Here is a 19,937-nt window from a genome sequence, read left to right as displayed (position 1 = left end):
AATTGCACTTTTTTTTGAATATTTTTAAATTTCTACTTAGAATTCAACACTCGCGTCTAACATAAATTCTAACAAAAAACTTTAATCTCTTAAAAAGCAACATTACGAAAACGTATTCGCTAATATTATTTTCATTTTTATTATTATAAATATAACAATAATTGAAAAATATCGCATCTCTCAAAAGTATGACATTCGTCATAATTATTAGGCAATATGCTATGTAATTTTACTTCATAATAAAAAAGAAAAATAATATAAGTGCCTATAACATGGCTCTTAATAATACAAATAGGAACCTTAAAATTTAATACAATGAAAGACGCAACAACAATGCAGAATCATACGGACTTAGGAAAGTATGGATTAAAAGACGTAGAAGTTCACTGGAATTTATCACCTGAAGAATTACAAAAAATTACCGTTGATAAAAAAATGGGAGTAGAAACAGCAAATGGAACGATTGCTATTAATACAGGTAAATTTACAGGACGTTCTCCTCAAGATCGTTTTCTTGTAAAAGATGATTATACAACAGATAAAGTTTGGTGGGGTAAAACTAACAAACCTGTTTCTACAGAAAATTTTAATAAATTAAAAAGCGAAATTGTTAAGTATTTATCTGGTAAAGAAATATATGCAAGAGACGGATATGTTTGTGCTGATCCAGAATATAGAACAAACATTAGAACTGTAACAGAATTACCTTGGTCAAACATGTTTGTTTACAATATGTTTTTAAGACCAAGCCAAAAAGAGTTAGAAAACTTTGAAGAAGATTGGTTAATTCTTTGTGCTCCTGGGTATGTTTGTCCAGATCCAAAAGCTTATGGTATTCGTCAAGGCAACTTCTCTATACTAGATTTTACACAAAAGATTGCTTTAGTTGGCGGATCTGCTTATACAGGTGAAATGAAAAAAGGTATTTTCTCTGCTTTAAACTTAATTTTACCAACAGAGAAAAACGTATTACCAATGCACTGCTCTGCTAATGTTGGAAAAAAAGGTGATACTGCAATTTTCTTTGGATTATCAGGTACAGGAAAAACAACTTTATCTGCAGATCCAGAACGTAAATTAATTGGTGATGATGAACATGGCTGGACTGCTGATAATACAATCTTTAACTTTGAAGGTGGATGTTATGCAAAAGTAATTGACCTTAGTGAAGAAAAAGAACCAGACATTTTTAGAGCTGTTAAACCTGGTGCAATACTTGAAAATATTGTATTTAAAGAAGATGGAGAACCAGATTATATGGATGGAAGTATCACACAAAATACGCGTGTAAGTTACCCTATCCATCATATAGATAACATCCAAGAAACACTTTACGCAAACAACCCTAAAAATATATTCTTTTTAACTTGTGATGCCTTTGGTGTATTACCTCCAGTATCTAAATTAACACCTGGACAAGCTGCTTACCACTTTATTTCTGGTTACACAGCAAAAGTAGCAGGAACAGAAGCTGGAATTACTGAGCCAGTACCTTCATTCTCTGCTTGTTTTGGAGAACCTTTTATGCCATTACACCCAACTGTTTACGGTGAAATGTTAAGTAAAAAAATGACAGAAGCTGGTGTTAATGTATGGCTAATTAACACAGGGTGGAGCGCAGGGCCTTATGGTGTAGGATCTCGTATAAAATTAAAGTATACAAGAGCAATGATTACCGCAATTCTTAATGGTGATCTTGATAATGTAGAATACGAACAAAACTTTATTTTCGGGTTATTTATGCCTAAATATTGTCCTGGTGTACCAACAGAAATGTTAGATCCAATGAATACATGGTTACAAAAAGGTGCTTATGTTGGAAAAGCTATTCACTTAGCGCACTCTTTCCACTTAAACTTTGAGAAATTTGCTCAACAAGCATCTGAACAAATTATTGAAGGAGGCCCACTAATTGATGAACATCATCACTTACATGAACACTTTTAATAAGGTTCTTATTTGACCGTAAAAGGAGCTCTTTAGGAGCTCCTTTTACATTATTAATATTTAATTAAAGTATCAATATAATTTGATGCCTTAATTTATTCTTTTCAAGATTTTAAGAATGAAGCGCCTACTAATTATATCCATAATCTGCTTTAATACATTTCTTAGTTTTTGTCAATCTAACCCTGAAAAAAGTTTTGGCTCATGGTTTACATATTCTGGCATACACAAAACTTCAGAAAAACTTAGTTTTCATATGTGTTCACAATTGTGGCTTTATGAAGTTAGTGATAATTTTAATTTAATTTTTTTAAGCTCAGGATTAAACTATCATATATCACCAAAATTAATTACAAATATCTCTTATGCTTACTTAGACATTGATAGTGGTTTTAACACCAATACCAAACATACTTTTGAAAATAGATTATATGAACAAATTACTTATAAACATAAAATTTTAAAATTATCTATAGATCATCGTTTTAGATTAGAACAACGGTTTCTTAATACACCTGTATTAAACAAAACTTGTCATCGTTTACGCTACCGATTTGGCACAAGCATCAAACTAAACAAACATCTTTTTATTCGGGTAAGCAATGAGTTTTTCACAACTTTAAACAAGGAATTAACAACCGAAAACAGGTTTTATAGTGCATTAGGTTTCAATATCTCTAAATCTAACAATATCCAAGTAGGATACACAAATAGAAAAATAAATGGTATCAATTTAAATAGAATAGAAATTGGTTATTATATAAAAACAAATTATATCAAGAAAAAAACATCGTAATCATAAAATATCTATTCACCTGAAAAAGTCCAAGCTACAATACGTGATATCTTATTACCTTGTCCCATATTAATAGTTTTTATATCTGTAGCGCCTAACTTTTTCAATGAAACATACATACCTTTTACCAAATCTTTTTTAGAAACCAATGTTGTAAACCAATGACAATGTTGTTTAAACAAAGAACTCTCATATAAATAATTATGTATAAAGGCTTTTTCTCCGCCTTTGTACCAAAGTTCATTATGTGTTCCAGAAAAATTTCTAGCAACAGTATTAATTTCCTTTTTCAATCCTTTTAATTTTCTAATAGTTGCCTCTAATGCTTCTGCTTCCGTTTTATAAAATGGCGGATTGCAAATAGTAGCTACAAAGTTATCTTCTATATTTAATATCCCTTTAAAAATTTGAGACGTATCTTTTTGTAAGTGTAACGAAATAGTGTCTTGTAATTTATTCTCTTTAATAATTTTATTTGCACACTGTAATGATTTTTCATCAATATCGGTTCCAACAAAATTCCAATTGTATTCTGCATTTCCTATAATAGGATAAATACAGGTTGCTCCTACTCCAACATCTAAAATCGTGACATCTTCTTTAATTTTAGGTTTTCGAATTAAATCTGAAAGGTGGTGTATGTAATCTGCACGTCCAGGAATTGGTGGGCATAAATTAGAATCGGGAAACTCCCAATATTTAATATCATAAAACTGAAACAACAAAGCCGTATTTAAAGCTTTTACCGCGTTTGGATTTGCAAAATCTATAGTTTTCGTTTCGTATTTATTTTTAAACACAAAAGGTAGTAAATTAGGGTGTTTTTCACATAAAACATCTAAATCATATCCTAATTTGTGCTTGTTTCTTGGGTGGAAGGTTGCGTTGCTTTTAATAATTTTATGTTTATTTAATTAAAACTAGAATTCTACTATTTATGATACAAACTTAATCATTACAAATTATAAAATGAATTTAGGAAACGACTTTGATTTTTTATCTTCGCAAAAAAAATAAGATGTTAAAAGCAATTATATTTGATATGGATGGGGTTATTATTAACAGTGAACCTTTACACCATAAAGCCTATCATAAAATGTTTAAAGAAGTTAATATAGATGTAACTGATGCACTTTACGAATCTTGTACTGGACAATCTACTTTAAATGTGTGCAAATTTGTTAAAGATACTTTTAACCTAAAAGAAACCCCTGAAACGTTAGTTGCTATAAAACGTAAACATTACGAATACATTTTTGAGAACGATAAAACATTCGATTTAATTGAAGGTGTTTTAGATTTGATAAAAGATTACCATGCTAATGGTTTAACTTTAATTTTAGCATCGTCTGCGTCCATGCCAAGTATCAATCGTATTTTTAATCGTTTTGATCTAAATAAATATTTTAAATCAAAATTAAGTGGAGCAGATTTAAAAGCATCGAAACCTCATCCTGAAATATTTATTAACGCTGCCAAAGCTGCTGGATATAATACTGAGGAATGTATTGTTATTGAAGATTCTACTAACGGAATAGCTGCTGCCAATGCTGCTAATATTTTTTGCATTGGGTTTGATAGTAAACACTCAAAAAATCAAGATTACACAAATGCTAATTTAAAAATTAAAGATTTTAAAGAGATTTATTATGACAAAATTAAAACCTTACTTTAATACGGCATGCCCAAAATTAACCGAAAAAGTAACACACCAAATAAGAACATGATCATAAACTCTATAATCTACATCTTTGGGTAAATCATATTGATAATCGCCATTAATACCTTTTAAAGCACCAAGAGTAATGTAATTTGATGCCGAAGTATCAGTTGCTAAATACACTTCTAATAAAGGGCCGTCATCAGTACTAAAATCTTTAAAAGATAAGGTTGTACTATCTTCATTTATAAATGCTGAACCTGAAGTTGGATGATCACCAGATACGAAACTTCCTTTAAAAGATGCATTAACAGGCATCTCATCTATATCCATTTGCATTTCAAATTGTTCATCTGAAATCATATCATCATTTGAAGCTGTAGAACATGATTGAAAAGATATTAAAATCAGAATAAGTAAATAAAAAACTCTCATAATAGTATGGTTTAATTATTTTCTAAAATTCGTCGAAACAAAAACATAAACATTACAAGTTCTATCTAATAAAAAATAAAGCCTTTTACTTTTCTTCTTTAGCTTTATTTATAATAGCTTTTAAACGCTCTTTTCTTAATGCTTCCTCAGCTTTTTTCTTATTCTTTTTTTGAGCCATTAATTTAGAATGTTTTGCTTTGTTTTTGGTGTTTTTATCACGTCCTGTTTTTGCCATAACTATTATTTAACTTTAAGCAAAGCATTTTGTTCCTCCATTAAATCGGTAAGTTTAGAAAGCAACTCAATATCTTTTGGTGTTACTACGGTTTCGTCTTTAGTATCTTGAGCTTTATTTCTTAATCTGTTCATAAACTTAACAATAACAAACACTGTAAAACCAATAATAATAAAATGTAATAACGCTTCTCCAAGTGCTCCATACCCAATTGCAACTTCATCTGTAATAATCTTTCCCGAAACATCTGTTATAGCATCTTTTAATATAATACGTCTATTTTGAAAATTAACACCATCAGTCATTAATGATAATGGTGGTAATAATACTTTTTTTACCAACACATCAATTACTTTATTAAATGCAGCACCAATGATAATACCAATGGCCATATCCATCATATTACCTTTTACAGCGAACTCTTTAAATTCTTTAAATAGTTTCATTTTTTTATTCTTTATAATAATTTCTAAGATAGTAGATTTTAGCTATATAGCAATTCTTAACTTTCTCGAATTATTTATTAATTGAATCTAAATTTGATTAAGGTGATACTCTAAATGATTCACATAATCTTCCATTAAAAATTTTAAATCTGAAATCTCTCCAGTATCAAAAACAATTTTAAAATTTAATGTTTCATTGGTTTGAATACTGAATAAATAAGCTATCCTGATATTAATAGATTTCCAAAAGCGAAGTAGTTCTTTGGTTTCTGAATTTTGGTAATCATTAGCTATAACCAAATCATCTTGCTTATATGGTCTTATTTTATGAGGTAAGGATTCAAACTGAATTTCAGTAAATCGTTGAAGATTAATAATTCCAGAGTCTATCAGATGTCCTAAAGCCTCTTTTTTAGACCACTTCTCTGGCGACAATTTAAAACTCATTTCAGATTCTGAATATTCTCCAATATGTTCGAAACCAGAATTTAATAACTTAATTAGTTTCTCATCTAATTCATTCATTTTAAGACCTTCTTTACTCTACTTTTTATAATACTTAGTATAACCTCTATAAGCAAAGAATCCTAAAACAGCTACAATTGTACAAGCAATAGTAATAAATTTAATACTCACAATTTGATCGCCACTGGCATAACTATGAAGTCCTGCAAGATAGAAATTCACCCCAAAATAGGTCATTAAAATACTAGCAAAGGCTATAATTGAGGCTAAATTAAACCCCCAACGACCTCGAAGCCCAGGAACTAATCGCATGTGTATTACAAATGCATATATCATAATACTAATAAGCGCCCATGTTTCTTTAGGATCCCAACCCCAATAGCGTCCCCAACTTTCGTTAGCCCACATACCACCTAAAAAGTTACCAATGGTAAGCATAACTAAACCAACGGTTAAAGCCATTTCGTTAATTATAGTAAGCTCATTTATATTAAGTGCCATTTTCTTTTTATTCTTTTCGGTAGTGAAAATCATTAAAAATAAAGACACAACGCCTAAAATCATTCCTAAAGTAAAAGGGCCGTAACTTGCAACAATTACCGCTACATGAATCATAAGCCAATAACTGTTTAACACTGGTTGAAGATTTGCAATAGCAGGATCCATCCAATTCCAATGAGCAATCATTAAAATCATTGCCGTAACAAAAGCTGCCGAAGCAATTGTAAGGTTAGAGGATTTAATCTTAAACATTGAAGGTGTAGGAATTAATGGCTCAAACTTTAATCCAAAAAATCGTTTGCCTTTCTTATTGTCCATTCTACTAATTCCTGTAATCAATCCAAACAACATGGTAGACCAAGCGACATATATCATAGATTCGTAAGCATCACTCCATGGCGCATGCCCAGATATATACCATCTAACAATTAAACCAGCTGTATGCAAAACAAATAATCCAACTATAATCCATTTAAACACATTAACAAAGACATTGATTGTTTTGTTTTTATCATTAAATATTTGAAAAATCAGCAATACAAATAATAAAGTTCCAGCATATAAATACCAACTAAATAACTTCTTAAAAATATCGTACTTATTATATAAAATCTCTGTATCAATTTTGTTGTCGCTAAGCATAACACTGCCACCCAATTGATGTTGTGTTTTTTTGAAAGCAGCTAAAAGTTTTGTTGCTTCCGAAAAATCGCCTGTTTGCTTAGCATTGTTTAGTGTATACAAGTATGCTTTAAATCCGTTTTTTATAAAACTTCCATAAAGCGAATCTTCAATTTTTTGATTACCAAACTTATAATCGTAAGCAGAAATCCAAGTGTTATTATCATCATTAGGAATTGGGAATATTTTTAAAGACATGCCTTCTACAGCATTATATAATAAATTAACACGCTGATCTGCTTCTTTAAATTCTTTTTGAAAACCACTAGGCACCTGAGCTTTGTATGCTTCATCTAAATAAGGAGCTAATTTATATGCACCTCTGTCTGTGAAAAAATCAGCAAGTGAAACATATTTTTCAGTTTTTTCAACACCAATTAACTTACGAATAGAATCAGCCTTTTTAGGTTTTAAATATATGATTGGAACATTATACCAAAGCTGAGGACTTTCTTGGATAGATAAAAATACTTGATTCGCATCAAAATCGGCATAAGTTTCCTTTTTACTTAACTTTCTAAGGATTTCAGAAGCATACGTATCTACTGGCATCATTCGTCCGCTAAGATCCTGAATTACTAAATGTCCAAATTCATCGGCATGTTTTTTTGGTGTTATATTAGCTTTTAAAACAGAATCAATTTGAGCTTTTGTTGGCCCAGAATGATCATGCCCATCATTTTTAGAATGCACTTGCGAAAACCCATTTAATGCAAAACAAAGTAGAATAACAGTTAGTAATTTTTCTTTTTTATCTTTTACTTTTTCTAACTGCTTTTTTAAATCACCAAAACGAGAATGTTTTGAAAACAGAATAGCCATTAAACCAAAATAAAGCATAAAATAACCTATATACGTTATTAAAGTTCCCCAATAGTCATGATTTACCGAAAGGATAGTCCCTTTTTCATCTGGATCGAAACTCGATTGAAAAAAACGATAACCACCATGATCTAAAATATTATTCATAAATATTTTATAATCATAATTGTCTGCCTTATCATCTATAACAGTTACTTTACTAGAAAATGACGAGTAACCTTTTTCAGTTCCAGGATAACGTTCTGCTTCAAAATCGTTTAATTTAATTGAAAATGGTAATTCTAAAACTTTAGATCCGTATTTAAAAGCAAAATCTAAACCGCCAATTTTAACTTGCTTAAAAGGGTTATTCATGCCTTTACCTCCTAAAAGCCCTACGCGTTTAGTTTCTCCGTTTGTAGTTACTTTAAGAACTAAACCATCTTCATCATTTTTTAATATTTTAGATTTTTGTACAATATCAAAAACCCCTTTTAAAACTGGTTTAGGAAATACCATTTGCATATTACCAATTACATAACGAGACCGTAATATTAAAGGTTGCAAACTATCTTTAACCAATTTACCTTGTGCCATAGTAGCCATAGTCATGTACTCGCCTTCAAATGGCGATTGAATGGTTAAATTATCATCTTTATAAGTAATATTTATAGCGCCTTTTGTTGGTTTATTAAGGGCAATTAACACATTATGAATACTGCTAACCTGTCCTAATTTCAAAAAATGATTATGTGGTCCATTTCCTCCTGCTTCTACTAATTTTAAATAGGATTCTCCTGTTTCATCTGGAACTATATCTTCTTCCGCTCCAGCAATAAATTTTTCTAATTCAACCGTTACAGGTTGATCGCCATAATTAACATCGTACCTAAAACTGTTATCTAATCGCTTTGAAAAATCTACTTCATGCGCTAATGGTAAGCGTTGTGGCACACCATCAATCTCGTAATCACCATCAATGTAAGTTGTTACATATGTTTTTTGAGATAGAAAAGTATTTTCGGTAGCACCTTCTCTTATTGCCATCATACCTTCAAAACTCACATATCTTGTAATAAATGCTCCAATTAAAATAAAAAGAAAGGCTAAATGTAAAATTAATGTCGACCACTTTTCCTTTTTAAAAAGGCGATATCTAAAAATATTACCAGCAAAATTAATTACAAAAAACACCATAATAGCTTCAAACCACCATGCGTTAAAAATTAAATTTCTAGTATAAGGTGTTGGCGAAGTATCTTGTCCGGCATCTAAAATTGTTCCTGTTGCCATTGCTGCTGCAAAAACAATAAATAAAATAGCGGTAAGTCGTGTAGAAAAAAGAATTTTGGAGAGTTTATCTTGCATAATATAAGCCCTTTTTAAGGAAATGCAAATTTAATGATTTAAGTTTATTATAAAGTGTTAAAGTGTTTAAAAAAGACAGAAGATGGAAGACTGAGAACTAAAAACTTAATATTAAACGCCTCTTGCTTCAAAAATTTTCAAATAAAAGAAAGTGCCCATTTTTCTGGCACGTCGTTTAGCGTTTTCGGCACAATCGCCTTCAAAAAGTTCATTAATGGTTTGAAACCATAGGTTTAACCACAAGCCAAAATGAAGTTCGTTAATAGAGTTATTATGGTCTTTATCAACTTTCGCATGCACTTCTAAAGGATTCCCTTTATACTTATGCTCTAATTTTCTAGTCATAAAAAGGCTTGATTCCCAAAAAGTTGTTAGTTTTTCTAGATGCGTATCCCAATCTTTAATGGCATCATTAAAAAACGGTCCTAAAACAGGATCTTTTCTAACTTTTACATAAAATGAAGACACCAGTAAAAACACATCGTCTCTTGAATCAATATCTGTTTTAATCATAATAAACAAAGATACATTAATAGGTTTTTATTTAACGTAATACTTACTTATTTTCGCAGTATGATTACAGTAACTATTCTTGGCGCTGGCAATGTAGCAACGCATTTATTTAAGGCTTTTAACAAAGCAAATAACATTTCTATAAATCAATGGTTTAATAGAAGTTTAAAATCTATTGATGCTTATAAAAATAAAGTTGAAATAACTGATGATTTATCAACACTTAAAGAAGCCGATATATACATTTTAGCGGTTAGTGATGATGCGATAGCAGACCTTTCTTCGCAACTTCCTTTTGAAAACCAACTGGTAGTGCATACCTCTGGAAGCGTTAGTGTTTATGATATTGATAAAAAACACAAACGCGGTGTTTTTTATCCGCTTCAAACATTTAGTAAAAACGCCAATATGGATTTTGCTAATGTGCCTATTTGCTTAGAAACAATAAACAAAGAGTACTATCCAACTATTAAAGAATTAGCTGTTGCCATAGGAAGCCCAACAAAACGAGTTAATGGCGACCAACGTAGAACACTACATTTAGCAGCTGTTTTTGTGAATAATTTCACCAACCAACTCTATAGAATCGGACACGAAATTACAGAAAGTGAAGGTGCCGAATTCGATATGCTAAAACCACTAATTTTAGAAACCGCTAAAAAAATTCAAGATTTATCGCCTTTTAAATCGCAAACAGGTCCTGCCATGCGTAACGATAAAAAAACAATAAAAAAGCACTTGAAGCTTTTAGAAAACGACCACCATAAAGACATTTACGAATTACTTACAACCTCTATACAACGCACTCATGGAAGAAAAAAGCTATAAAGAATATTTAAACCATATTACCACCTTTATTTTTGATGTAGATGGTGTGTTAACAGATGGATCTGTTACCGTTTTAACAAATGGCGATATGCTACGAAAAATGAATGTAAAAGATGGCTACGCTTTAAAAACAGCCATTGATGCTGGATTTAATATTTGTATTATTTCTGGTGGTTCTAACGAGGGCGTTCGTTTACGTTTAAAAGGACTAGGTATTACAGATATCTATTTAGGCGCTCATAATAAAATTGAACAGCTAGATGAGTATCTAACTGCTAACGATATAAAATCTGAAAACGTGTTGTACATGGGCGATGATATTCCCGATTACCCCGTAATGAAAGGTATTGGATTACCTTGTTGCCCGCAAGATGCTGTGCCAGAAATAAAAAACATTTCAAAATATATTTCTCATAAAAAAGGCGGCAAAGGTGCTGCTCGCGATGTTATAGAACAAGTACTTAAAGTACAAGGCAAATGGCATGGTAATTTTAATGCGAAGTATGATTAGATTTTAGTTTACAGTATTTAGTCTCAGTAAGCAAAAAAAGAAGTAAATATTCGTGAATTCGTGGCTAACTTTCATCTATTCATTTCAACTTAAAAATAAATGCGTAGCATTTTAAACCTCATCCGTTGGAAAAACTTATTAATGATTGCCGTCGTGCAATTATTAATAAAATATGCGCTTTTAGAACCTTTCGGAGTTAACACTACATTAGATGCTTTTGGTATTTCATTATTAATATTAGCTACCATTTTTATTGCTGCAGCAGGAAATATTATCAATGATATTTACGATATTGAAACCGATTTTGTTAACAAACCCGAAAAGCTTATTGTTGGCAAAACCATTTCAGAAAAAACAGCTTACAACCTATTTATCGTTTTTAATGTTATTGGCGTTGGTATTGGATTTTACATATCAAACTTTGTAGGCAAAAGTGCTTTCTTTTCTTTATTTGTAATTATTTCAGCATTACTTTATATATATGCTAGCTATTTAAAAAGAACACTATTAATAGGGAACATTGTTATTTCTGTATTAGTTGCATTAAGTATTTTAATTGTTGGTGTTTTCGAATTACTTCCAGCCGTAACACTTCAAAACCAACAAACACAATTAACCTTTTTTAAAATAATATTAGACTACGCCATATTTGCTTTCATGATTAATCTTTTAAGAGAAATAGCAAAAGATCTAGAAGATATTGATGGCGATTATAAAGCAGACATGAACACACTTCCTATTGCTATTGGACGCGTGCGGGCTACAAACTTGTTATTTGTATTATCGCTTTTTCCTTTAATGGCTATCGCTTTTTATATTATAAATTCACTTTATAAAAACGACATAGCTGTTGGCTACTTTTTACTTTTCATTATTGGTCCGCTACTTTATACGAGCATCAAATCGTTTAATGCAAAAACAAAAAAAGAATACCATCATATTAGCAGTATCTTAAAAATAGTTATGGTTTTCGGAATGCTTTCTTTACTTTTATATAAGTATATTTTACTTTAAAACATGTTAAACGAAAAACTTAAAGACTATCACATTATTTTAGCTTCGGGATCTCCTAGGCGACAAGAGTTTTTTAAAAACTTAGGGCTCGATTTCGAAATTCGATTAAAACCTGTTAAAGAAGAATACCCAAAACGTTTAACGCATTTTGAAATCAGTAATTATTTAGCACAATTAAAAGCATTGCCTTTTAAAGATGAATTACAAGAAAAAGATATACTTATTACTAGCGACACCATTGTTTGGCATAATAACAAAGCATTAGGAAAACCAAGAGATAAGAACGAAGCCTTTAGCATTTTAAAATCATTAAGTAACGAAACTCACGAGGTTATTACATCGGTTTGTTTTACTACTAAAACCTACGAGAAAACACTACATGCTATAACCAAAGTAGCGTTTAAAAGTTTAACCGATGAAGAAATCTTATACTACATAAAAACGGCGAAACCTTATGATAAAGCTGGTGCATATGGCATTCAAGATTGGATTGGACAAATTGGTGTTACTAAATTAGAAGGCTCTTATTTTAATGTTATGGGTTTACCTGTACATCTTGTTTATAAAACGTTAAATGATCTTGCAAACAAATAATATTTACACTCAATTAAATTAATCTGTTATTTTATTTGAATGTATCTTTGTATTAAACATTAATTTTATGGAGTTTTTTATTAAATACCAGGACGAATTTCTTTGGAGCGGAATTATTTTAATTTCATTACTTATTATAAGATTTATTATCCATTATACAATTACTAGAGTAGCTAGAAAAAATGGAATCAATGAAGCCAGGATAAGGCTTATTCGCAGATATGTAACAGTGACACTCCTTATAATTGCCATCATTATTGAAGCATTTATTTTTGGTGCAGAATTTAAAGAACTAGCTGTTGTTTTTTCATCTGTTTTCGCAATTCTAGGTCTTGCTTTATTTGCCGTTTGGTCTATTTTAAGTAATGTAACTTCTGGTATTATTCTATTTTTCAACTTTCCATATAAAGTTGGTGACAAAGTAGAAATTCATGATAAAGATTTTCCTGTAACAGCTATTATTGAAGATATTAGAGCCTTTCAATTACATTTAAGATTAGAAAACGGAGACCTCGTAACCTATCCAAATAATTTAATGCTTCAAAAAGCAGTTACATTAGTTGAAAAAGATGCTATTGATGAAGGTAGTGATACTATTTAAATCTTATATATTGTTATAACATGGCTAAGACTAGAAGTAAAAATTATCAAAAAAAGTTAGGACAAGTTCCTGGAAGCATAATCTATACTGGAGAAAAATCTAGCTCTAAAATTTTTATTGAAGCCATTGATTATAACAAAGACCAGCACACTGAAAAAGAGCTTAATAATATTGAAGAAACGTTTGGGTTTAAACATTCTGATTCTGTTACTTGGATTAATCTAAATGGCTTAAATCATGTTGATGATATTGAGAAACTAGGTAATCATTATCAAATTCACCCGCTAGTATTAGAAGATATTGTAAATATTTCTCAGCGTCCCAAAATTGATGAATACGACGATTATCTATTCGTAGTCTTAAAAATGCTTTACTATGATTCACAAGAAAATATAAAATCTGAACAGGTAAGCTTTATTTTAGGCAAAGATTATGTATTATCTTTTCAAGAAGCAGAAGGTGATGTTTTTGACTCTTTAAGAGACCGCATAAGGTATGCAAAAGGAAGGATAAGAAACTTGAAATCAGATTACCTACTTTACACCTTAATGGATGCTATTATAGACCACTACTTTAGCGTTATTGAAACTTTAGGTGATAAAATTGAAGATTTTGAAACCGCTATTTTCTTAGGAAATATTGATAAATCAATTAATAAAGATATTCGCGATTTAAAAAAAGAAATTCTTAGAGTACGACGTGCCATTTTTCCGCTTCGCGAAGTCATCAGTCGTATTGAAAAATACGAAGGACATCTCATTCAAAAGCGAACAAAAACGTATTACAGAGATATTTACGACCACTTAGTGCAAGTTTCTGAAAACATCGATATCTACCGGGAAATGATTTGGAGCTTAATGGATATGTACATGACAACCATTAGCAATAAAATGAATGAAGTCATGAAAGTACTAACCATAATGGCTTCTATTTTTATTCCACTAACATTTATTGCAGGTATTTATGGCATGAATTTCGAGTATATCCCTGAACTTCAATATAAATACTCTTATTTTATACTTTGGGGTGTTATGATTGTACTTTTTATTGGTATGATTATTTACTTTAAACGTAAAAAATGGCTATAAAATAATAAAACCAAAAGCTATTGTAACGTTAAAGAAACATTAAAACCAACTACTCCACTATTTTAGTTTGTTATATTTGAGTTTAACAAATTAAACACATGAAAAAAGTTATATTTTCTTTTATTATAACATTACTTACCTTTTCGCTTTCACAAGCTCAAAAACCAAAAACACCTTCATCTTCAAACATTTACGAGTCTATTCAAAAACTCAACTTTTTAGGAACGGTTTTATATATAGCTGCACATCCAGATGATGAAAACACACGTCTTATTTCATATATGTCTAATCATCTAAAAGCCAGAACAGGTTATTTAGCTTTAACACGTGGCGATGGTGGACAAAATCTTATTGGCCCTGAAATTAGAGAACTGTTAGGGGTTATACGTACTCAAGAATTACTTGCGGCAAGACGTATTGATGGTGGTGAGCAATTTTTTAGTCGAGCTAACGATTTTGGCTACTCTAAACACCCAGATGAAACATTAACCATTTGGAATAAAGAAGAAGTACTTAGCGATGTTGTTTTGGTTATCAGACAATTCAAACCAGATATTATCATCAATCGTTTTGATCATAGAAGTCCTGGTACTACGCATGGACATCATACAAGTTCGGCGATGTTAAGTTTTGAAGCTTTTGATCTTGCTAACAAAAAATCGGCATATCCAGGTCAACTAAAACAAACCAGTTTGTGGCAACCTAAACGATTATTCTTTAACACAAGTTATTGGTTCTATGGAAGTCAAGAAAAATTTGATGCAGCCGATAAAAGCAATATGTTAAATTTTGACATAGGGACTTATTACAATCTAAAAGGATTATCTAACAACGAAGTAGCATCAATTGCTAGTAGTCAACACTTAAGTCAAGGCTTCGGGCGGTTATCTCAACGAGGTTCTCAAAACGAATATATCGAATTTTTAAAAGGTGATCCTTTAACCAATAAAGAAGATATTTTTGCTGGCATTGACACCTCTTGGAACCGAGTAAAAGATGGAAAAACTATTGGTGATATTTTATCTAAAGTGGAAGAAAATTTCAATTTCACAAACCCATCAACACATATACCGCAATTATTAGAGGCCTACAAATTACTTCAAAATGTTGAAGACGATTATTGGAAAATTCAAAAAACAAAAGAACTAAAATCAATTATAGAAATGTGTGCTGGCTTGTACTTAGAAGCTTCAGCTGAAAATAATTGGGCAACGCAAAACGAAACCATTAATTTAAATATTGAAGCTTTAAATAGAAGTAATTATCCGATCCTTCTAGAAAGTATCGAAAATAGTAGTGAATTAAAAATTTCAAAAAACATAACTCTAACTGAAAACACAAAATACACTTTCAAAGAGCAGTTAAAAATTAATAACAAACAGCAACCTACTTCACCGTATTGGCTAACAAAAAAGGGAACACTAGGCATGTATAAAGTAGATCATTCTAACTTAATAGGTTTACCTGAAACACCTAGAGCCTACAAAGTGAATTTTAATCTTTTAATTGACAACACGCCAATTACTTTCACAAAAAACATTGTTCAGCGCTATTCAAAACCCGACAAAGGTGAATTATATCGTCCGTTTGAAATCATACCAGAAGCATCTGCTAAAATCCCTGAAAAGGTTATCATTTTTGAAAACGAAAAACAAAAAGACATTGAAGTTATTGTAAAAGCAGGACATGATAATTTAGAAGGCTATATAGAAGTTTGTCATCCAAATGATTGGAATATATATCCCGAAAAACAAACCATTAACATTGCTAATAAAGGTGAAGAACAAACCTTTATATTTACAGTCATTCCTCCTAAAAATCAAAGCGAAGGTAATATAGGTCCTATTGTCCATATTAATGATAAAGAATACACCAAAGAACTTATAGAAATTAATTACGAACACATTCCGTTTCAAACTGTTTTACTTCCTAGCGAAAGCAAAGTTGTTAGATTAGATATTAAAAAGAAAGGCGAAAACATTGCCTATATTCAAGGTGCAGGAGATGTGGTTCCAGAAAGCTTACAACAAATTGGTTATAATGTACGTGTATTAAAACCAGACGACTTAGATGCCGAAACATTAAGCAGATTTGATGCTGTAGTGGTTGGCATTCGTGCTTACAACGTTGTGGACGATTTAAAATTTAAGCAACAACTTCTATTTGATTTTGTGTCTCAGGGAGGTAACATGATTGTACAGTACAATACCAATCGTAGATTAAAAACTGAACAAATAGCACCTTATAATTTAAAGTTATCTCGTGATCGAGTTACAGACGAAAATGCTGAAGTAACTTTTTTAAATCCGCAGCATCCGCTTTTAAATTATCCAAACAAAATCACCCAACAAGATTTTGAAGGCTGGACGCAAGAACGTGGTTTATATTTTCCTAATGGATGGTCAAGTGAATTCACTTCTATTCTATCCATGCACGACAAAGGAGAAACAGCAAAAGATGGTAGCTTACTAGTTGCTAAACATGGCAAAGGATATTATATATATACAGGATTAAGCTTTTTTAGAGAATTTCCTGCTGGTGTTTCTGGAGCTTACCGCCTATTTGCAAATATGCTTTCTATAGGCAAAGAAGATTTAAAACTAGAAGCCAACCTAAACGATTAATTATGAATGAAGAAAAACCACCAAAACAAGCTTGGTTAAAACTTTACTCTATTGTTTTAATTGCCAATGCACTTTATTTCATTGCTTTCTATATCATAACTAAATCCTTTTAAAAACATGGATATTTTAAGTTGGATTGACTGGGTAATTCTTTGCGTAACGCTAGTAGCTATAGTAGCTTATGGCACGCACCAAACTAAAGGCAGTAAAAATGTACAAGATTATTTAAAAGGAGGAAACACTTCCAAATGGTGGACTATAGGGCTTTCTGTAATGGCTACACAAGCCAGTGCCATAACATTTTTGTCTACACCAGGTCAAGCTTTTCATTCAGGTATGGGATTTGTACAATTCTATTTTGGCTTACCAATTGCCATGATTGTTATTTGCATGGTTTTCATCCCATTATATCACAGACTAAAAGTATATACTGCCTATGAATTTTTAGAAAATCGTTTCGATCTAAAAACCAGAACTCTAGCCGCTATCTTATTTTTAATTCAACGTGGTTTAGCAGCAGGTATAACCATTTTTGCCCCTGCTATTATTTTATCGGTGGTTTTAGGTTGGGATTTACTAACACTAAATATCGTTATCGGTTTTTTAGTAATAATCTATACAGTTTCCGGTGGTACTCGGGCAGTAAACGTAACCCAAAAACATCAAATGGTGGTTATTTTTATTGGGATGCTGGTTGCATTTTTCTTAATAGTAGATAAGCTTCCGCAGGATATTACATTTAGCAAAGCATTAGACATTGCAGGCGCAAGTGGTAAAATGGAAGTTCTAGATTTCTCTTTCAGTTTAGATAACCGCTACACATTTTGGAGTGGTATTATTGGAGGCACCTTTTTAATGCTGTCGTATTTTGGGACGGATCAAAGTCAGGTACAGCGTTATTTGTCAGGAAAATCGGTTAAAGAAATGCAACTCGGTTTAATTTTTAATGGCTTATTAAAAGTACCAATGCAATTCTTTATTTTGTTAGTTGGTGTGATGGTTTTTGTGTTTTATCAATTTAATGAAGCCCCTGTTAATTTTAATCCAACAGCGACAGAAGTGGTATTACATTCTGAATATGCCAATGATTATAAAACACTTCAAAAAGAACAAAAAGCGATTTTTAATGACAAGCAGAAAATCATTAAAGCTTTTATAAATTCTGATAATCCAGAAGCTTCAAAATATATTACAATAGCAAATAAAGCGAATGATGAATTAAGAAGCGAAGCCAGAGATTTAATTGATAAAGCGTCTGAAAGCGAAGGTATAAAAATTGAAAGCAACGATAAAGATTATGTCTTTATACATTTCATATTAAACAACTTACCTCGTGGACTCATTGGTTTACTATTAGCCGTTATTTTAAGTGCTGCCATGTCTAGTACGGCGAGCGAATTAAACGCATTAGGCTCTACAACTACTATAGATTTATACAAACGTAACACCAGCGAAAAAACAGAAGAACAAATGGTTAAGGCCTCTAAATGGTTCACGTTTGCTTGGGGTATTATTGCCATAGGTGTTGCTTGTGTTGCTAATCTTGCCGAAAATTTAATTCAGCTAGTAAACATTATAGGTTCCATATTTTACGGCAATGTTCTAGGCATCTTTTTATTAGCGTTCTTCTTTAAATTTGTAAAAGGAAATGCTGTTTTTATCGGCGCATTAATAACTCAAGTAGTTGTTATTGGCCTCTATCTTTTAGATTTATATGAATATATAAATCTACCTTTTCTATGGTTAAACTTTGTTGGTTGCGCCATTGTTATTATTATTGCATGCATACTACAACTAATTAATAAAAAAGATGACACAAAAATCACCACTTAAAAAAATAAAATGGGGCATTATTGGCCTAGGCAGAATAGCTAATGAATTTGCTACCGATTTACTAACTATTAAAGATGCAGAATTATATGCTGTCGCTTCTAGGAATCAAGAAAAAGCAGATGATTTTGCTAATAAATATGGAGCTAGCAAAGCTTATGACAGTTATGAAGCTTTAGCAAAAGACTCAAACATTGATGCAGTATATATTGCAACACCTCACACCTTACATAAAGAAAATGCGCTTTTGTGTTTAGAAAATGGCATTGCAGTTTTAGGCGAAAAACCTTTTGCTATGGATGCCCAAGAAGTTGAAGAGATGATTGCCAAGGCCAAAGAAAAGAATGTACTTTTAATGGAAGCCCTTTGGACTTACTTTTTACCGCATTATCAATTTGTAATAAAAGCATTAAAAAATAAAACTTACGGAGCTATTTTAAAAGTTGAAGCCGATTTCGGATTTCAACGTCCATATGACACAAGCACTAGGCTTTTTGACAAAAATCTTGGTGGCGGTAGTTTATTAGATATAGGTATCTACCCTATTTTTGCAGCGCTTTCTACTATTGGAGTACCAAATAATATAGAAGCCTATGCTACATTTTTTGAAAACGGAGCCGATTCTTCTTGTAATATGACTTTTAATTATAATAATAATTTAAAAGCGCATTTAAAAAGCTCTTTATTAGAAGTGCTTCCAACGGAGCTTATTATTCATTGTGAAAAAGGAACTATAAAGGTTAACACGATGTTTCATATGCCAACAACCGTTTCTATAATTATAGATGGTAAAGAAGACATAAAAGATTTTGGCTATAACACTATTGGCTATAATTACGAAACCATGCACTTTAACCAACTCATAAGAGATGGTAAAAAGGAAAGTGATATTATGACTTTCGAGTTTAGTAAAAACCTTATTAAAGCACTTGACGACGTAAGAGAAATTATCAAATTAGACTATTAAAAGCATGGTTTTTATTACTTTAAGTTAATTAT

The 19,937-nt window shown here is 31.1% G+C and carries 19 protein-coding genes; 12 read left to right on the top strand and 7 right to left on the bottom strand.

Annotation, left to right across the window (positions count from 1 at the left end; genetic code table 11):
* The first annotated feature begins 315 nt into the window (after positions 1-315).
* Both pckA and ACH5TW_RS01000 read left to right on the top strand, forming a co-directional pair.
* Positions 316-1,947 (top strand): phosphoenolpyruvate carboxykinase (ATP), encoded by a 1,632-nt coding sequence (gene pckA, locus ACH5TW_RS01005; RefSeq protein ID WP_439334613.1) that lies wholly within the window; start codon positions 316-318, stop codon positions 1,945-1,947.
* Positions 1,948-2,065: 118 nt separating this feature from the next.
* Positions 2,066-2,743, top strand: coding sequence for a DUF2490 domain-containing protein (locus ACH5TW_RS01000; protein WP_439334612.1), 678 nt, complete (start codon positions 2,066-2,068; stop codon positions 2,741-2,743).
* Between the two features lie 11 nt (positions 2,744-2,754).
* Here the strand turns inward: ACH5TW_RS01000 and rlmF are convergent, their stop codons facing one another.
* Positions 2,755-3,639 carry a 23S rRNA (adenine(1618)-N(6))-methyltransferase RlmF gene (rlmF, locus tag ACH5TW_RS00995; RefSeq protein ID WP_439334678.1) on the bottom strand — a complete coding sequence of 295 codons (885 nt, stop codon included), beginning with the start codon at positions 3,637-3,639 and terminating at the stop codon, positions 2,755-2,757.
* A 122-nt stretch (positions 3,640-3,761) separates the two neighbouring features.
* Here rlmF and ACH5TW_RS00990 point away from each other — a divergent pair, with 122 nt between their 5' ends.
* A complete protein-coding gene (locus tag ACH5TW_RS00990) occupies positions 3,762-4,418 on the top strand; it encodes an HAD family hydrolase (protein ID WP_439334611.1) in 657 nt (218 codons plus the stop codon).
* Here ACH5TW_RS00990 and ACH5TW_RS00985 read toward each other — a convergent pair.
* From ACH5TW_RS00985 to ACH5TW_RS00960, 6 genes are all read right to left on the bottom strand, one after another.
* Positions 4,410-4,838: a DM13 domain-containing protein gene (locus ACH5TW_RS00985; RefSeq protein ID WP_439334610.1), complete on the bottom strand. Its 429-nt coding sequence runs from the start codon at positions 4,836-4,838 to the stop codon at positions 4,410-4,412. The genes ACH5TW_RS00990 and ACH5TW_RS00985 overlap by 9 nt on opposite strands.
* Before the next feature lie 85 nt (positions 4,839-4,923).
* Positions 4,924-5,073 (bottom strand): hypothetical protein, encoded by a 150-nt coding sequence (locus ACH5TW_RS00980; RefSeq protein ID WP_439334609.1) that lies wholly within the window; start codon positions 5,071-5,073, stop codon positions 4,924-4,926.
* Positions 5,074-5,078: 5 nt separating this feature from the next.
* Positions 5,079-5,519, bottom strand: a complete 441-nt coding sequence (mscL, locus tag ACH5TW_RS00975; protein ID WP_439334608.1) for a large conductance mechanosensitive channel protein MscL — start codon at positions 5,517-5,519, stop codon at positions 5,079-5,081.
* A gap of 87 nt (positions 5,520-5,606) precedes the next feature.
* A complete protein-coding gene (locus ACH5TW_RS00970; protein ID WP_439334607.1) occupies positions 5,607-6,044 on the bottom strand; it encodes a DinB family protein in 438 nt (145 codons plus the stop codon).
* An 18-nt stretch (positions 6,045-6,062) separates the two neighbouring features.
* Positions 6,063-9,335, bottom strand: coding sequence for a cytochrome c biogenesis protein (locus ACH5TW_RS00965; RefSeq protein ID WP_439334606.1), 3,273 nt, complete (start codon positions 9,333-9,335; stop codon positions 6,063-6,065).
* A 111-nt stretch (positions 9,336-9,446) separates the two neighbouring features.
* Positions 9,447-9,848 carry a group III truncated hemoglobin gene (locus ACH5TW_RS00960; protein WP_439334605.1) on the bottom strand — a complete coding sequence of 134 codons (402 nt, stop codon included), beginning with the start codon at positions 9,846-9,848 and terminating at the stop codon, positions 9,447-9,449.
* A gap of 60 nt (positions 9,849-9,908) precedes the next feature.
* Here ACH5TW_RS00960 and ACH5TW_RS00955 point away from each other — a divergent pair, with 60 nt between their 5' ends.
* The 9 genes from ACH5TW_RS00955 (at position 9,909) to ACH5TW_RS00915 (ending at position 19,905) form a co-directional block, all read left to right on the top strand.
* Positions 9,909-10,676, top strand: coding sequence for a Rossmann-like and DUF2520 domain-containing protein (locus ACH5TW_RS00955; RefSeq protein WP_439334604.1), 768 nt, complete (start codon positions 9,909-9,911; stop codon positions 10,674-10,676).
* Positions 10,657-11,187, top strand: coding sequence for a KdsC family phosphatase (locus ACH5TW_RS00950; protein WP_439334603.1), 531 nt, complete (start codon positions 10,657-10,659; stop codon positions 11,185-11,187). The genes ACH5TW_RS00955 and ACH5TW_RS00950 overlap by 20 nt, the downstream gene beginning before the upstream one ends.
* 99 nt (positions 11,188-11,286) lie before the next feature.
* Positions 11,287-12,201: a geranylgeranylglycerol-phosphate geranylgeranyltransferase gene (locus ACH5TW_RS00945; RefSeq protein WP_439334602.1), complete on the top strand. Its 915-nt coding sequence runs from the start codon at positions 11,287-11,289 to the stop codon at positions 12,199-12,201.
* 3 nt (positions 12,202-12,204) lie between these two features.
* Complete coding sequence (locus ACH5TW_RS00940; protein WP_439334601.1) at positions 12,205-12,795, top strand: Maf-like protein; 591 nt, start codon at positions 12,205-12,207, stop codon at positions 12,793-12,795.
* Between the two features lie 67 nt (positions 12,796-12,862).
* Positions 12,863-13,396, top strand: a complete 534-nt coding sequence (locus ACH5TW_RS00935) for a mechanosensitive ion channel domain-containing protein (RefSeq protein WP_439334600.1) — start codon at positions 12,863-12,865, stop codon at positions 13,394-13,396.
* Between the two features lie 20 nt (positions 13,397-13,416).
* Positions 13,417-14,484 (top strand): magnesium/cobalt transporter CorA, encoded by a 1,068-nt coding sequence (corA, locus tag ACH5TW_RS00930; RefSeq protein WP_439334599.1) that lies wholly within the window; start codon positions 13,417-13,419, stop codon positions 14,482-14,484.
* A 98-nt stretch (positions 14,485-14,582) separates the two neighbouring features.
* Positions 14,583-17,108, top strand: coding sequence for a PIG-L family deacetylase (locus tag ACH5TW_RS00925; RefSeq protein ID WP_439334598.1), 2,526 nt, complete (start codon positions 14,583-14,585; stop codon positions 17,106-17,108).
* A gap of 117 nt (positions 17,109-17,225) precedes the next feature.
* Positions 17,226-18,941: a sodium:solute symporter family protein gene (locus ACH5TW_RS00920; protein WP_439334597.1), complete on the top strand. Its 1,716-nt coding sequence runs from the start codon at positions 17,226-17,228 to the stop codon at positions 18,939-18,941.
* Entirely contained in the window at positions 18,919-19,905 is a 987-nt protein-coding gene (locus ACH5TW_RS00915; protein WP_439334596.1) for a Gfo/Idh/MocA family protein, read from the top strand. The genes ACH5TW_RS00920 and ACH5TW_RS00915 overlap by 23 nt, the downstream gene beginning before the upstream one ends.
* Positions 19,906-19,937 lie beyond the last annotated feature (32 nt).

Source organism: Thalassobellus sediminis (assembly GCF_044386045.1).
Classification (GTDB): Bacteria; Bacteroidota; Bacteroidia; order Flavobacteriales; family Flavobacteriaceae; genus Thalassobellus; species Thalassobellus sediminis.
Note: the sequence above shows the minus strand (reverse complement) of the source record. Positions and strands in the feature narration are given on the sequence as shown.